Annotated in this window: 8 protein-coding genes; 2 read left to right on the forward strand and 6 right to left on the reverse strand. The window is 49.1% G+C overall.

Going from position 1 to position 16,536, the window contains the following annotated elements; translation table 11 throughout:
- Positions 1-58: 58 nt before the first annotated feature.
- The 3 genes from AC0VYE_RS24075 to AC0VYE_RS24085 form a co-directional block, all read right to left on the reverse strand.
- On the reverse strand, positions 59-742 hold the full coding sequence (locus tag AC0VYE_RS24075; RefSeq protein ID WP_475443128.1) for a DUF4367 domain-containing protein: 684 nt from the start codon (positions 740-742) through the stop codon (positions 59-61).
- Positions 732-1,292, reverse strand: a complete 561-nt coding sequence (locus AC0VYE_RS24080) for an RNA polymerase sigma factor (RefSeq protein ID WP_475449720.1) — start codon at positions 1,290-1,292, stop codon at positions 732-734. The genes AC0VYE_RS24075 and AC0VYE_RS24080 overlap by 11 nt, the downstream gene beginning before the upstream one ends.
- Positions 1,293-1,596: 304 nt before the next feature.
- Positions 1,597-2,808, reverse strand: a complete 1,212-nt coding sequence (locus AC0VYE_RS24085; RefSeq protein ID WP_076270442.1) for a helix-turn-helix domain-containing protein — start codon at positions 2,806-2,808, stop codon at positions 1,597-1,599.
- Positions 2,809-2,914: 106 nt separating this feature from the next.
- Here AC0VYE_RS24085 and AC0VYE_RS24090 point away from each other — a divergent pair, with 106 nt between their 5' ends.
- Together AC0VYE_RS24090 and AC0VYE_RS24095 are read left to right on the forward strand one after the other, a co-directional pair.
- Entirely contained in the window at positions 2,915-4,879 is a 1,965-nt protein-coding gene (locus tag AC0VYE_RS24090; protein ID WP_076270441.1) for a beta-N-acetylhexosaminidase, read from the forward strand.
- Positions 4,880-4,897: 18 nt separating this feature from the next.
- Positions 4,898-6,223: an MFS transporter gene (locus AC0VYE_RS24095; protein ID WP_475443129.1), complete on the forward strand. Its 1,326-nt coding sequence runs from the start codon at positions 4,898-4,900 to the stop codon at positions 6,221-6,223.
- A gap of 278 nt (positions 6,224-6,501) precedes the next feature.
- Here the strand turns inward: AC0VYE_RS24095 and AC0VYE_RS24100 are convergent, their stop codons facing one another.
- From AC0VYE_RS24100 to AC0VYE_RS24110, 3 genes are all read right to left on the reverse strand, one after another.
- Positions 6,502-10,635, reverse strand: coding sequence for a DUF4855 domain-containing protein (locus tag AC0VYE_RS24100; RefSeq protein ID WP_475443130.1), 4,134 nt, complete (start codon positions 10,633-10,635; stop codon positions 6,502-6,504).
- A 29-nt stretch (positions 10,636-10,664) separates the two neighbouring features.
- Positions 10,665-14,897, reverse strand: coding sequence for an S-layer homology domain-containing protein (locus AC0VYE_RS24105; RefSeq protein ID WP_475443131.1), 4,233 nt, complete (start codon positions 14,895-14,897; stop codon positions 10,665-10,667).
- Positions 14,898-15,540: 643 nt separating this feature from the next.
- Positions 15,541-16,260 (reverse strand): suppressor of fused domain protein, encoded by a 720-nt coding sequence (locus AC0VYE_RS24110; RefSeq protein ID WP_475443132.1) that lies wholly within the window; start codon positions 16,258-16,260, stop codon positions 15,541-15,543.
- Between the last annotated feature and the right edge of the window lie 276 nt (positions 16,261-16,536).

Below are 16,536 nucleotides of genomic sequence, written 5' to 3' on the forward strand. Positions count from 1 at the left end.
ATTTAACATTCGGCTGGTGTGGCGTTCCATTCATTCACGATATACACGCATCAACTCATTAAGGCTCCACCGATTCGGCTACCTTCATGGCCTCGTCGCCCGAAATCGGACCGGACACGCCATAATGAATGCCGTCAACAACCCAGAACAGCTCCGTGAACTCGGCTTGCTCGAAAATTAAGCCGTCCGCTCCGCCCACTTTGGTCTGTGTGAACTGGTCCGTCGGGAACGCCGCCGGCATGCGGCTCGCGCTGAACGTCACCGTCTTATCACCCGAGCCGTATGTGAAGTTTAAATCTCTAAGCGGTTCGTCCTTCATTCCCACGCCGACGATCTCTGCCAGCTTGAAGCCTTCCGGGGCGACTTGAGGAACAAGCACACCGGAACCGAAAGCTGCTTTCGCTGCCTCCGCCGTTCCTAATGGAGTTGTAATCAATTGGGACAACTCCGAGCCTGTGGCTCCTCCGTTTCCTGGCGGTACGATTTCCGACGAATTATCCGTTGGCGTCGGGACTGCGGCGGGCTCTTGCAGCATCGGCAATCCCGCCACTATGACAACTGCCGCGACCAGCGCTGCCGCTCCTGCAAGCCAGGCTTTCGGAAGAACGAATCGGCGGCGGCCTCTCGCTTCCGCGGCGGCTTGTTTCCTGATCTTCTGTTTAATACTATCGCTCAATTCCATTTTAGAAAACAACATATCATCCGACTCCTTTTGCAATTGTTGACGTAAATTACGCTCCATGTCCGTCATCGGTTGTCTCCTCCTTGCGCATTTCCCGAGCCAATGCCTCGCGCGCCCGGTGCAGTCTGTTTCTCACGGTACCCTCGGGCGACGACGTCGCTTTCGCAATTTCCCGTGTGTCCAAGTCCAGATAATAATATAAATACAAAGCCTCCTGATACGGCAGAGGCAGACGCAGCATATGGCGCAATATCTCGCTTTTCTGCAATCTTTTAAGCGCTTCTTCTTCTACGTTGAATATCCATCCCCGCTCCATCAGGCTGGGATCGGTCGGCTGTTCCGTAAACATCCGCACGCCCATCTTGTCCCGGCAAACGTTGATAGCGATCGTCGTCAACCAGGTTTTAACCGCGCTATCTCCACGAAACGAGTTCCAGTTGCGATAAGCGCGAAGAAATACCTCCTGACTGATATCCTCGGCAAAATGCCGATCCCCGGTATAAAAATAAGCGGTGCGCATGATCGTCGAGCCAAAGCTTTCCATCAGCTGCTCTAGAGCTTGAGTGGGATCTTTCGCGAAATTTTCCTTGTTATTCGAGCCGGCCGGCATCACTGAATCATCACCTCCACCTATTAGACGGCCTGAGCGCATTTTTCGCTGCACTGCGCTTTACATCTGACAGTCGAATAATGATTTCGCAAATTTGAGCTTAATTGCCCATACTCCTTCTTGCTTGAATTTCAAACGATAAAAGCCTCATTTACTCGTCTATCTTGTAGGGTCTGGTCATGGGAGATGTTCAGCGCATGTTCGTAGGCCAATTGGTTTCGACGCAAGTTTGTACGTATTCATATTTAACCCAGAAGTTCTTGGTTTGATTGCGAAAGACGTTTCATTATTTCAAACATATTAGTTACTTGCTTTTCATTGATGAAGCTTCCGGAACCTCTACGCCTATCGACCTTTTATTACGATATTGGACAGGCGTGACCCCGACTATTTTCTTAAACACTTTAGCAAAATAATTCTGATATTCAAACCCTACTGCGATCGCAATATCATTAACGGATTTTTGTGTCTGAGTCAATAATTGCTTGCTCTCCTTGATCCGTATTTGATTTAGATTTGCATTGAACGACTGCCCGGTTTCTTTATTCACTTTATCCGATATATAAGAAGGGTTTTTTTCTAGTTTTGTTGCTACTTCATTCAAAGTAATTTTTTCAAAGAAGTGAGTATTCATATATTGAATCGTGCTTTTGACCAGAGCTGAATAATTAGGATTAGAATATTCATTAATTATGGCTGTAAACTTCAAAAACACCTCTCTTATTAGTTTAATAATCTCGACCCTTGAATGCATATTCTCAACTTGAAGGATGTACTTATCGGCGATCGTTCTAGCGTATTCATCATCGGTTCCAGCTTCCATGGCGATAGTAGATGCGACCGCGCAAAGAGCAATAAAATGATTTTTAGTCGATCGGACTAAGTCGCCTTTAGCAAGCTCAATATGGTCGTAGACAAGTTCAGATTTAATATTCTTATACGAATCGAAAAAGTCCTGAATAGCCTTGATATCTCCCGCTAACATTTTTGCTTTCAAATACATGCCTTTCTCCAGAGGAAAGTGGATAAATTCCTGCTCATAGTAAATCTGGAGAAGGGACACATCGGGCGATGCAGGAAGCTCCCTTTCATATGGAATCGTATATGTTGTTGGCTGAGGCATGGAAAATGTATCATTCGATTGAAACAGCCAGGAGCATAACCGAATCAAATGTTGAGTTTTCTCCGTACCTGGGAGTTCTTGAATTGGACCTAAGATGATATATTGGCCAGTATTTTTTAACAGTTGGACATAAAACATCCATGAATAGGATGAAAGAAATAAAATATAGGAGTGATTTGTCTCCAGCATTTCATTCTGGTTATTCTTTATCCATGCCAAGAGATCTGTGAGTGCCCTCTGGTCGTCAAGTTTGGATGATGTCTTGGAATCCATGTAAGAGAAATAGATATTAAGCTCCAGGTCCACACCTGTAATGCCTTCCCCGGAAATCAAATGAAAGCTACTAGCTTTTTCCTCTAACAAACGGATATCTATTTGATTTTTTTCAATCATTCTTAAACACCCCAATATTTTTATCTAAAACTCAAATAAATTATCCAAGTTATCATTTCGATGATAGTATACTTTGTTTTATCTAAAAATGAAAGGGGTTTCAAATTTGGTAAACACTTATAGTTTATTCCTGTTTCCCGTACCTCAGCATGTAGTTCCAGAATCGGGGCAATGGCTGAAACCGGATCAGTTGTTCGTTCGACTCCGTTCATCTCCGTTGCCTGAAAAGAGCGAGGCTATGATTAAGCATCGGTTACTCGAAATCGCAGGAAAGTCATGCGCAGTAGTAGACCAGAATCAAGAACACGAGGCAGCATTTTCATTTGTATATAATGATACGATCGATGAGCAAGGATATTACCTTTCGGTTCAAGAGACAGGTGTTGCGATTCAATATGCGGATCTGGCTGGCCTGAGCTATGCGCTGACTACTTTGAAGCAGATTTACAATCAGTGTGGGGCAGCGATACCTTATGTGAAGATTGAGGATGTGCCGGATTTGAAAGTAAGAGGCTTGATGCTGGATATTGGGCGAGACAAAATCCCCTCCATGCATTCTCTGTATAAGCTTATCGATCTGATGGCCGATCTCAAAATGAATCACCTGCAGCTTTATATGGAAGGCTACTGCTTCGAGTACAAGCGCTACAAAAGTTTCTTCCCAGACGAAACGCCACTGACAGCAGCTGAAATTCAAGCATTGGATCGATACGCCGCTGAACAGTTTATTGATTTCGTTCCGAATCAGAACTGTTTGGGGCATATGACACAATGGCTTGATAAAGGGCGGTTCAATGAAATGGCCGAATGCCCGGATGGCTTCGAGCTTGGACCTGGCCTCACATTTCCGGCTTCTACCTTGAACGTCAAAGATCCCAAGTCGCTGGAATTAGTCGAGAACATGCTTAATGAGCTGCTTCCGAATTATTCTTCACCGTTTGTTAATATCAACTTTGATGAACCGTTTGAGCTGGGAAAAGGTAAAAGCCGTGAAGCAGATACGGAATCAAATACCTGCGATCTTTACCTGGAATTTCTGAATAAAGTCATACAAATCGTACAAAAACATGGGAAGAAGCCTCTTTTCTGGGGGGATACTATTCTCAAGCATCCTGAAATGATCACAGATCTGCCTAAAGATTGCGTTGTGTTGGATTGGATGTATGAAAATGTCAATTCTTTCGAGATTAACTGCAAGACGTTGATGGAATTCGGTCAGCCTTATATGGTCTGCCCAGGCACAAGCAGTTGGAGTTCTATTGCAGGCCGGACGGATAACATGCTCGGCAATATTGCTGATGCTGCGATTAACGGCAAAAAATACGATGCAAAAGGCCTCATTGTGACCGACTGGGGGGATATGGGACATTGGCAGTACACTCCCATCAGCTATGCAAGTTACGTTTATAGCGCTAGCTTGAGTTGGAATGTAGATTCTATCGCAACGGCTGAAGCAGATACTGCGAACTATTTAAACCAATTCGTTTTTGAAGATGCTAACAAGGTTATGGGTAGCTTTGTATTTGAGCTTGGGAACTACTACCTATACGAGAATTTCCCGATGCTGAATATGACGGGCACGTTCATTCTATTGTCTCCAATGGGCGGATTGAGTTCAAGCGAAGTGCTAAATCATAAACTAAATTCTCTCTTCGAGACAATTGTCTATTCAATGGCTAAATTACCTAAAAATGAGACTATTGATTTTATGAGGAATTACCAATATGAAGAGATGAGGTATTTTCTGGGTGAAATGGAGAACAAGCTTAAAGAAAGTGATATGAAGTGCGCGGATAATCAGCTAATTCGTGAAGAGTTCTCACTTACGATTCGTCTTCTTCAGCATGGTATTGACCTCTTTGAGTTTATTTTGCTGGAGCAAAACGAGAGTGAGAAATGGAGCCAAGAAAGAGTTACTAGATTGATTGATTCAATTACAACATTCAGCGGCCGTTACATTGCCGTATGGTTGAAAAGAAATCGGATTGGCGGCATGGATCGAAGCATACAACAATTTAACACTCTCAAAAAACAATACGAGATGAAGCTTAAAGAGTTAAAGTCCATTTAAAAATAGGGAGAGAGTGTCATGCATCAAGTGAGTGCGAAAGAGAAATGGTCCTACGGTGTAGGGGCCATGGGACAAAACTTAGTTTATGGACTAATGACATTTTTACTCATGGTATTTTATACCGATGTACTTGGAATTAGCGCGGTGTTTGTTGGTACCTTATTTCTCTTAGTAAGAATTTGGGATGCATTACTGGATCCGGTCATTGCTGTGATCGTTGATCGAATTCACACGCGTTGGGGTAAATTCAGACCTTTTATTTTAGCGGGAGGAATTCTAGTCTCGATATTGACCGTTCTGTGTTTATATGCACCAGATTTTAGTCCTGCTATGAAAATTACCTATGTAATCATTACGTATGCGCTGTGGAATACGGCATATGCCTTGTTCGACGTTCCTTTCTGGTCACTGGCGCCTGCCATGACGAGTGATCCCATAGAACGCACCAAAGTAATTGCTATAGCGAAGATACTTGGCATTATCGGTGGTGTAGTCGCTGGTGGCGCTTCTCTACCTATAATAAATGCTATTGGGAATGGGAATGCCAGTAAGGGATACTTTTGGACGGCTGTTATATTTGCTGCTCTCTGTATTTTGTTCACCATCATCTTGTTCCGTAATACGAAAGAACATATTTATGAAGTCAAACCCGAGCATGAATCGCTAAAGGCAAGTCTGAATGTTGTGTTGAAAAACAAACCTCTGCTCATCCTTACTCTTGCTGGTTTATTTACCGGGACCTCATTGATATTGAAGCAGACGGTTACCCTATATTATGTAAGATACAATCTCGGGAATGAAGGGCTCTTTACTGCTTTTTCGTTGAGCAGTATGTTGTTTATGCTTCTTGCAATAGGAATCATGCCGAGAATATCCGCTAAATTTGGTAAGAAGAAAACGTTTATTGCTGGTGGCATAATCTGTATAACCGCAAATGTATTGTTTTTCTTCGGACAATCGGATCAAATCTTGTTCTTGTTTGCAATGAATGCAATCAGTATGTTCGGCGTTGGTTTTAGTATCGTTCTTGCCGCTTCCATGCAAGCGGATACGATCGAATATGCCCAGTGGAAAACAGGGAAGAGATCAGAAAGTATTGTTACGGCTGTAGGCACGTTCAATGGAAAGATAGGTACAGCGATTGCCGGAGCCGTGGCGGGATATGGATTAACTCTCTTTGATTATTCACCGAACGTGACGCAATCGGATACTGCTTTGACTGGGATAAATTTGATGATGTCAATCATTCCGGCAATGGGGATTGTGCTCAGTATAGTTATCATTTCGTTCTATGATCTATCTGAAAAGAAGTATGCCGAGATTGTAGCGGACCTTAAAGCATAGGGTGCCCGCTTGAAGGAAACATGCTAATGGACTAGGCTAACCACCAATAAAATAGAAAACCACGTCCAGAGGACGTGGTTTTCTATTTTATTGGTGGAGCCTAGCAGCTACGACTTCGCTTAGCTTGCCGCCGAGTGGCTTGTCGCGGAAGGGCGCATCGGGACGGCTTACCGGCTTCATCTGTCCATTCAGGAAGTTTATTCTGTATCGTCAAAAAAGCACATCCCGGGCGCGTTACCGCGCTAATCGGAATGTGCTTAAATCAATTGTTCCCGCGTCTACTCCTGCTGCTGCCCCTCGATTAATTGAAGAACGCGATACAAGAACGTCGCTGCTTCCGCTCTGCTGGTCGTACTCTTCGGCTTCATATAGCCGTTGGAGCCCGTAACCAGCCCATGCTCGAGCATCGTTGCCACGCTGTCCGCAGCATATGGCGCAATCTGGCTCGCATCACGGAAGCCCTCAAGTGTTGAACCGGATGCGGACGGCTTGATTGCCCCCGTCGTTTGCAGCGCTCGGGTCAGCATAACCATAGTGTCCTGGCGGCTGATTGAGTCACGAGGACCAAAGTTAACTTCGTTCACTCCCGAAACGATTCCCAATTGCTTGGCGATGGACACCGCATCGTAGTAATAATCATTCGGCTTCACATCGGCGAACGTCGGGGTAATCTCGGCGCGCAGGGCAAGCATGTTCACCAGCATCAGGATAAGATCAGCTCGCGTTACTTGATTTGCGGGGCTGAAAGTGCCATTTTCGATCGAGGTGCCTTTGACGATGCCTCTTTCGGCCAGCTTCTCGATCGCCTCGCGCGCCCATTCATGCTTGCCAAGGTCAGTGAACGAAGCCGGTTTCTTGCCGCCGACAGTATAGACGCCGACTTGGTCGATGGAGAATCGCAGTACGCCCTTGTCTTTGTCATAAGACGCGCCATCAATTGCCGACGCGCTGTTGCCCGTCAGCTTAAAAGCTTGCAGATCAGCTGCTTGCTCTCCCGCTTGAAGCGAATATGGAATCGCAATGGAAATCGGTGCTTTCGCATTGTTCCAAGACAGAGCTTCACCATCCAGTTGCAATGCAATTTCCACGATTGGCCTGTTACCGATCCGGCCAGCCGCTTCGTTGCCGCGATACTCGCCTGCATGGTCGCTTACGATAACGAGCAACTTTCCGGCATTCACCTTGACTCCAGCCAGCATGTCGCCAGTCAAAGCAAGCTGGGCATACGGCATGGAGATATGCAGAATCAGATTAGACTGGTTCGTCAGATTAGCTGCCAGAAGCTCCAAAGCATAGCTGCCAGCCGCGTTCGACGGCTTCAATTCAAGACGAATATGCTTGTTGCCGTTGCTGTCGGCTGTTGCCTTGAGAATCGCGGCATTCAGATCCGCTGCTCCGACCGAAGCCGCAGCCTGATTGCCTTTCAATGTCGGGACAAGCACAGCTTTGACAGAACCGTCCGCTTGCAACGTATACGGATCTTGCGCCGGACCGCTTCCAATGCTGCCTCCATTGCCTCCGCCATCGGAAGGCGGCTTGCGATATTCGAAGGCGGCCTGCTCTGGAGTCGTCATGCCATCCGTTTCAAGCTCGACCGTATACAGTCCTTGCTCTTCTCCGGTCAACGTAAAGGCGATGCGGAAGCTTCCGTCATCCTCAGTGCCCGTCTGACCGGTATATTGAATGTTGCCTTTTGGGTCAAGCACTTTGACATACAAATGTTCTTTCTTGCCGTTCATGACCAACCCGTCGATCGTGACTTTCTTCGTGGAGGCGTCCACTGCGGCTTGTATGCCGTCCAATGTCTTCAGCTCTTGCTGCTGGACAAGATCGTACACGCCGAATTCATAGAAAGAATAACCGTAGAACGTTGCCCGATTCAGTCCCTCAAACTTGATGTATCTTGCCGTCGTTGCCGGGAATACCAGCGTATTCTTGCCGTCGGACGCTTTAACCACGCCATTGTTGCCGACTTTCAAAGGCTCCCACGTCTGCTTATCATCCGAGACGCTCAGACGGTATTGGTCCGCGCGCGCATATTCCCAATCGATGCGGATCGTATTGAAGGTTTGCTTGCTGTCCAGATCGATCTGGAACCAAGCCGTATCGCGCACTTCGCTCGCCCAGCGCGTGCTAGGTGCGCCATCCAGCGCTTTCGAAGGCTCCAGACCTGCGGCTTCCATCGAGGATGCCTCTGCTTCTTTGTCTTGCGCGATGCTGCCGATCTCGTAATACACGCCTTCCTTCAGCGCCGTATAAGCGCCTTCCGTTACAAATTCAAGGCCTTTAGCACCTTCCAGCTTCGCATTGAATGCCAGCAAATAGCCTATGGCTTGCTCAGGATCGCTCTCTTGTGTACGCTCCATCATGATCAGGACGTTGCGCATAGCGCGGACCGTTTCGGCATTGCTAAGCTGCTTGTTGTCCGCGTATTTATCAACAAGAGCCAATAGACCTTCAGCGCCCAAACGTGCTTCTATTACGAATTTAACCGTCTTGGATTTGGCGGCCGCCACCGTCAGCTCCAGCACATGCTTGCCCGGCTTGCCCATCAGATCTATAACAGTTCCTTCCGTATAAGGCTTGCCGTCATACTTGGCCGTTACTTTAACGATCCCGCTGCCGTCATCTCCCTTGATAGTCCAGGTGAAAGCGGCCTGTGTCGTATCAGGCACGATCGTATGCTCCGAGATCGGCTCCCCGTTCATGAGCGCTACAACATCAGGCGGAGCGGTGTCTTGCTTCTGATAAGTGCCTTTCACGAATTGATATAGCCAATCGTAGAGGACGCGAGTAGCTGGCTCCGCGCTTTTCGCCGCGTTGTAAACGGCGTTGTTGCCTTGATAGTAAGCTTTATACCCTTGCTGCATCAGCCCTGTATCCACGCCGCTGTTCAAGTAATCGATGAACCTCTCGCGGAAGACGGCGTCGTTGATCATCCGGTCATCGAACTCCAGCTCCAGCGACATACCGTACCTTTTCGCCATATCCGCTGTATCTTCCAGACGCGAAGGCTCCAGTTTCTCGAAGAAATAGTTCGGCTGCAGAGAGATGGCATCAATGCCGACATCCTTCCACATGAATGCCTTATAGGCCATAAAATGAGGAATCCAGAACATCTTCAGGCCAGCGTTATGAACGATGTCGCTCGCTTTCTTGACCATCTCCGGGCCAGTCGAATGCGTGCTGATTTGTTCCTCCAGCCAATACATGCCGACGAGCTCCAGGTTCGAGTAGCCCGCAGCCGACCATCTGGACTTGACTTCATCGGTCCACCACTGAATCGCTTTGGCCCGGTTGTCCAGCGATGCGACATTACCGACCACACTTAGATTGAAGTTCAGATTTTCACCGTTAATGCTGCCGAAATCGGACTGATATTCGCCCGGATCGGGAATCATCAGCACAACCTTCGTCTTACGGTCAGGCTCTCCAAGCTTCGCGCCTACCTCGACCGTCGCCTCGTTCAACGCGCTCATATCCCCGCCGGCGTTAAACGTTTTATTCAAATACCATTCCCATTCCTCTTTTCTGGCTTTGCCGGACGCTTCCGTCGCTCCGAAGCCTCTGCCGTTCTCCGACGTCAAACCCAGATACAGCACGCCGTCGAACAACCAATCAACAGGCTCCCCTTGCTTGTTCACATAGCTGATATTTGGGATAACCCGTTCCTTTGTCCAAGTTCCTTTGCCGTCCGGGTAATGCCCGTTATACAGCAAGCCCAGATTCTGAATCCCGCCAGTAGCATCCCCAGACTGCTGGAGACCGTAAGGCTCAGGCTGCACCGGCTCCGCTCCGACGATCAAGCCGTCCGCGCCGATAATCGTCACCTCGTCGATCATACTCCATGCCCTTGGATGCATGGAGAACACCACTTTCACATACCGAGCGTACACGAGTCCTTCGGTATAATCGCCACGCTTGACGGCTCCAGTCTCTGCGCTGCCGTCCCACGTAAACGTCTCGATGTCGGTCTGATCGCCCCATAACAATTTGGTCGCATTATGGGACAATACGCCCCAGTTCACCTCATCGTCCGACACGTAGAATGAAACGGTGAGCGGTACGAGCGTTTCATTGTTCGGCCAATCGTGCAGGAAACGAGCGTTCACCTCCTGGATTGTCTTTTGCTCGCCTAGATCAAATACAACCGATCGGGATTTCATGTTGCGGTGGCCCACCCAGTTGCCGCTGTTACGCGATAGATCGGCAGCATTGCCGTCCGTCAGCTTCGTCCCGTCATCCGGGAAAGCGTCCTCCGGCTGTTCCGACCAAGTGTACGTTTTCCCTTGAGCCACATTGTAGAAGTCGGCGTTTTCTCCGCCCGCCTCCTCCGCATACACGGAGGATATCAACGAGAACAGCATGAACGGAACAAGCAACAAAGCAGTCAAACTTCGTCTAGTTTTCACCTAAGCTCACGCTCTCTTTCTATGCATAATTAGTTCTGCTCCTGGGCTTGCAATTCTGCAAGCACATCGAGCATGTTCAGAATGACGACCACAGCTTCAGCACGCGTCGCCGAGGCGAACGGAGCAAACCGGTTATCCCCGCGACCTTTCATTACTCCCGCCTCTTGGGCTGCTGCCACGTACGGCTTCGCCCAAGCCGGGATTTGATCCGCATCCGCATAAGAGAGCTCATGCCCTTCCGCAGTCTTCAAGCCCAAGCCGCGAACGATCATCGCTGCCAGTTCTGCTCGGCTAATCGAAGCCTTCGGTCGGAATGTCCCATCCGCATAGCCGCTAATCAGGCCGGATTCCAAGGCTTGCGCGATATAAGGCTTCGCCCAGGTTTGAATCGAACCTGCGTCCGCGAAGTCCAGCGAACGGTTCGCACCTTGCAGCTTCAACGCTTTAACCAGCATGACGACGAATTCGTCTCTGCTGACCGTCTTATTCGGCTTGAACGTCTCGTCGGTATAGCCCGCTACGAATCCAAGCTCAACCGCCCGTTTGATGGACGCTTCTGCCCAATGGCTAACAATATCGTTCAGCCGAACCGTTGTCGATCCACCGTTTTGGCCTTCTTCCGGATCTGGAATTACTGGAGTCGGAACCCATCCTCCGCCACCGGAGCTAGGCAACGCTTTGATTTTGATCTTGAACGTTTTCTCCGCGGATGCAGCTCCCTTGCTGATCGTCGCGGTCAGCACGACCTCCATGTCGCTGTCTGACGGACGTTGCAACAACTGTCCGTTGGCATTCAGATAGTCGGGCTTCGAGCTGCTCCAGACGATACGTGTGCCGAGCTGTCCTTTCTGCGGAAGATAGAGATTCGCGGCGATGCTTTCATTCACATTAAGCTTGATCAGCCCCATTACATCTTCGATCGTTAGACGATCGCGCGCAACGCTCAGCCCTGCATACGCCTGCTCGGCCTCAGGACGAGACAGCTGGGCGGTTTGAACTGCCGTAGTCGCTTGCCCAATCGCTTGCTGAAGCTGTGCCCAGCCCTCAGGTGAGTAATTGTCCTCCACGAGCTTGTCGGCCTCGATAGCCGTCAACAGATCGATAATCGGCCGTAGATTACCGAGCTTATATTCCTCGCCGTACACTTCAAATTCCTCAAAGGAATAGCCGAACATGGTAGCTCTGGACACGCCTTCGAACTTCACGTATCTGGCTGGCGTGCTTTGGAAGGTAGTCACGACGCGTCCCGGCTTGCCGTTAATCTCGCCGTTGTTGTCTTTCACAACGTTCGTCCAGTTCTCCTTGTCCTCGGACACGAGAATGCGGTACTTCGAGCCGTAAGCCGTTTGCCACAAAATAGATACAGCATCAATGTTCTTCACTTCACCCAGATCCACCATGAACCAGGTATCGTCCACCCAATCGCTGGACCATCTGGTGTCCCCTCTGCCGTCCACCGCTTTGTCCGCCGTGTAGGACGTGGATTCCGGCTGCGAGGATTCGGCTTGCTTATGCAAAGCCAGATTTCCATGCAGGTCCACGTAGGTGTTCCTTACGATGAGTTCATCAATCAGGCCTTTAAAAGCATTCGTTTCACTGCCAATTTTGGCTACTGGCAATACGAACGTTTCCAGCTTGGAGCCGTCTTTGAGAGTAGCCGTATACTCACTGCCGTTAATGAAGATGGAGGTCCCCGTGTCGTCGCCGATCATAATGACATGGGTCCATCGATCGGTCGGCAGCTTATAATTGAATTCGCTGACGTAATTTTCTTTCGTGATGGCCAGTTTGCCGCTGCCCCCAATGTTGTATTTCAGCTGTCCGTCCGGAGATTCCAGCAGCACAGCTCCTTGCGGGTTGTCAGCGTCCGGTTTGATCCACATGGACATCGTCCAGCCGAAACCGAGCGTGCGAAGCGGCGTTTCCACATAACTGGCTCCGCCTTCGAGCCTCACTGCTTGCCCGAAGATTCCCTTCTCCGTGCCTGCATTCACCGCGTTCCCGTCAAAGCCATTGCCAGAACGATCCGCGAAGCCTTCGTCGAAAGTATAATCGAGCACGATATTACGCTCATTGTGGACTTGAAGCTTGTGCGACTGATGAACACCCGGCGGGTCCACGTAATTTGCAGCATCCGCCTGGAAGCTAGCAAAGTTCCGATCGATGCGGTTGCCTCTCCACAGCTTCTCCGCCAACACTTGCATGGAAGGCAAGATCCGCTGATGCGAGTCCGCCATGGAGACGCCCTTCTCTACGGACACGTCGTTCCAGAGCGCGAACATGCCGCCTTTTACTTGCGGATGCGCATAAGGAAGCTTCGTCTCCAGCCAATCGTTAGGCTCCCATTCGTTGTAAATGAAATCGTAATTCAAATAGTTGCGGTACAACTGCGGAACGACATAGAGCAAGTTCGTGTTAGTATTGACAACGTCGTAGCCAAGCTCAATGGCCTGCAGGACGCTTCCGTACGGCTCATACCAGATGTCCATCGTCGCATTGTTGCTGACTGGCGTTGTGCCGTCGTATGCCGATAGACTGCCCCACAGACGAGCGCGCTTGCCTTTGCTGTTAATGTGATTAAGCAGCATATCCGTGTATCTGCGGAACGCCTCTTTGTCGTTGCCGAAATATTCATCCGTGCCGACGTGCACGTCCGGGCCGACGAAGGTCGGATTGCTGCCGTCGAGATACTCGTCAAAGAGTTCTTTAATGAAGTCGAGCGTCTCTGGACGATTGATATCGAGCTGATTGTTGCTGCCCAACCTAGGGTCGTAAGCGATGAACGCGCCGGAATGGCCCGGCGTATCGATTTCCGGCACGACGTTCACGCCGTATTCCATCCCAAGCAGCTGCAGATCTCTGAATTGCTGCTTCGTATAGAAGCCGTCCTTGCTCGTCACTCCCGGGAATTTCTCGCTCTCCAGACGGAAGTAGCCGACATCGCCGACATCATCGTTCAGGTGAATCTGGAACCGGTTCATCTTATAGTAGGACATCAGTTTGACATAGTCCCGCAAAAATTCGATCGTATAAAACTTGCGGCTCACATCGAGCATGAAGCCTCGATCCGCGTATTTCGGATAATCGCGCGATTGCCCCTTGGGCATCGTCTTATGATCGGCAGCGTGGCCAAGCAGCTGCAAGATCGTTCTCGTACCGAACATGACGCCCTTCTGTTCGGAACCAGCAACGGAAGCATATTCACCTATATTCAGTTCATACCCCTCAGTCCCCAACCGTGCTTGCGCAGCATCCAGCAACAAGAAGATGTCCCCTGCTTGAGGTGAGCCAACCGTTACTGTCAGCGGCAGCTTCGTTAATTCAAGCAAGTCCTGCTGCAAAATGTCTGCCGTTCCCTGCAGAGCCACCTCATCCTCCGCACGAATGACGATTTTCGTCTTGTCCGTCAAGCGGAACTCGCCTGTTGCGCCCAGCCACTCACGCAAAGAAGGAATGACACGCGGCTCCGGGTTCCGATCACCCGTCTGCTTGAAGAGACCAGGCACTGTGACTAGCGCATTATCCGTTAAGAGATATGTCGGATCGCTGTCGCTTTGGATTTGCAGCAGCAGCTGAACCTGAGTATCGACTAGCGGCGCTTGGATAGTGCCCTGCGCATCGATAACCGGCAAGCTGTCTGTGTTCATCAACGACAGCGTATAACCCTCCGGTACAGCGGGCAGATTCAACTGAGTGTCTCCTTCGGAGACGACGATGCTGTGTTTGACCGCGTCCATCATAGGCGGCAACAGCGGTTTGCCTTTGTATACCTCGAATTCCCAGAAGGAGTATCCGTAATAGATACCCTCAATTGGACGTCTCGTTACTCCTTGAAACTTGACGTATTGCGCCAGTGTCGGCTCGAAATCGATCGTATCCTCGACTGGTCCGCGGGCGACGAGCACGCGGTTGTCCGCGAATACGTTCCTCCAGGTTACCGCATCGTCAGACACGAGAACTTGATATTGTTCCGCGGGAGTCTGCCAGTTGATGACGACTCTTCCGATTTCTACAGGCTCGCCCAGATCAACGTAAAACCACTGGTTATCCGTTCTTTCTGAAGACCAGCGGCTTGCATCCCGATTGCCGCCGTCGACCGCTTTCTCAGGTCCGAAAAAGTCTACTTCGTTCGACGACGAATAAGCCGTCTTTCCTAAAGCCAAGTTCCCTGTTGCGGCTTTGGACTTCTCCGATGAAACGGCAACTAAGATGAAAGCGATAACAAAAAACACTAAAAAAATATTCCTATACCGTAAACGCACTAAGATCCCCCCGTTGTTTATTAGCTCGAATTTTACTCCAGCTTACCGCATGACCCTCCATGCTCAACTCCTGCTGCAATTTTATTATAAGTAGGGGCATTCGTTTCTTCGATATACTTGTGTTTACAATCCATATACAATTGTGGACATTCTGTCTTCTACGGTGAATCGAGGCTAAGCATGCCAGCATTTCGGTCATATCTGTTTCCAATTAATAGAACAAAATCGTGATCCTTTCGAAGAGTAGCGAAAAAGAAAAAAGCCATTTCAGTTGAACTGGCTTTTCTTCATGTTATGGAATATCGAAGACTAGGGCGAAGAACTATTTAAGCGTAAAATAGGCTGTCGAGACTTTCTCGACAGCCTGGCCATCACGATTTGTGATGGCGTTCCCTTCATATGGAGCTTAGATGTAACGACTCGCACATGCTCGTCTATCCGTCATGGGATGTCCGGATCCTGATCTAATGGCTGACGAAGCCAACTCGACGAGGACTTATAGCAGCAGATTCAGACGCCGTGCTCCTCCGCATTCGCTCCGTCGGCGCAGACTGAACCCCACGAGTTCGCCCCATGTAGGCCTATCCGGTGTCAGGTGACAAGAATCTGTGCCCTTATTCATACTCGCTTTGCTTCCAAATTTCTAGCCAGCTTTGCACGTATTGCGCCGATTCAAATCGATAATCTCGTTAATGCCGTATTCTTCGAATTTATCCAGCAGCGGGTCGCTGCCGTGCTTCAACTTGAAGTCCATTTCTTCCGGATAGAGCGGGACGATGGCATAGAAGTGTACGGTCCGCCCATCCTCCATGTGAAGTGAAAGAAAATCTTCGTTCACATCAAGGGGAGGCAGCAAAATGATTCCGCTCATTTCCGTTTGCTGCGATAGCGGTTCGGCCGGATCTCCATTAGGCACCGTATGCTCCCAGCCTAGCCAAGTGTCGTAGTCATGGGGAAAACCGGCCAACATTTTCAGCCATCGAATAGGCCAATAGTGATCCGGATTTTGTAAATCTTCTTGCGAGATCCGCCAATCCGGCGGCAAGCAGATCATCAATTCCGCGTATTCGTAGCCTTCCGCTCCTTCTGGCGTATTCATGGGCATAAAGCTCATGCCCGTTGTGAATAAAGTATAATAATTGCGTTCGGGAGTTGGTTTTATGAAGTGGACGTCAATATGAACGACATCCGATAGGATTTCGTGGAAAACGGAATCGACTTCCCCGATATGCTTGCGCACGTGGTCTTCGATTTTCTCGATCCATTCTTCTTCCCCGTATACCGGAGGCCGCCATTCATGCTGTCTATCGCTATAGCGATAGATTGGGTTCCCCGACTCCGAATATTCCGTAGATTTAGACATGTTCGCCTCTCCTTTTCTTCCTCAATTTTCATCTATTTCATCATAGCAGAAAGACTATATACAAGGGATAAACCCCATCTTCCCCAATACTCTTCATGCTTTTGAACTTACAGGCGTTTATCTAGGTCTATGAGAAGTGATTTCGATCTCCGCTTAGTCACAGACAAGCGTGGATTCATCAAACCCTAGTTATTTAAGTGCCGCTCAGGCTAACTCCCCTTCCCTCCCACTGTTGATCATCCGTCGGGAATGGGACAATGCTCTTGTCACCATCAA

It is taken from the genome of Pristimantibacillus sp. Z349TD_6, from assembly GCF_056173205.1.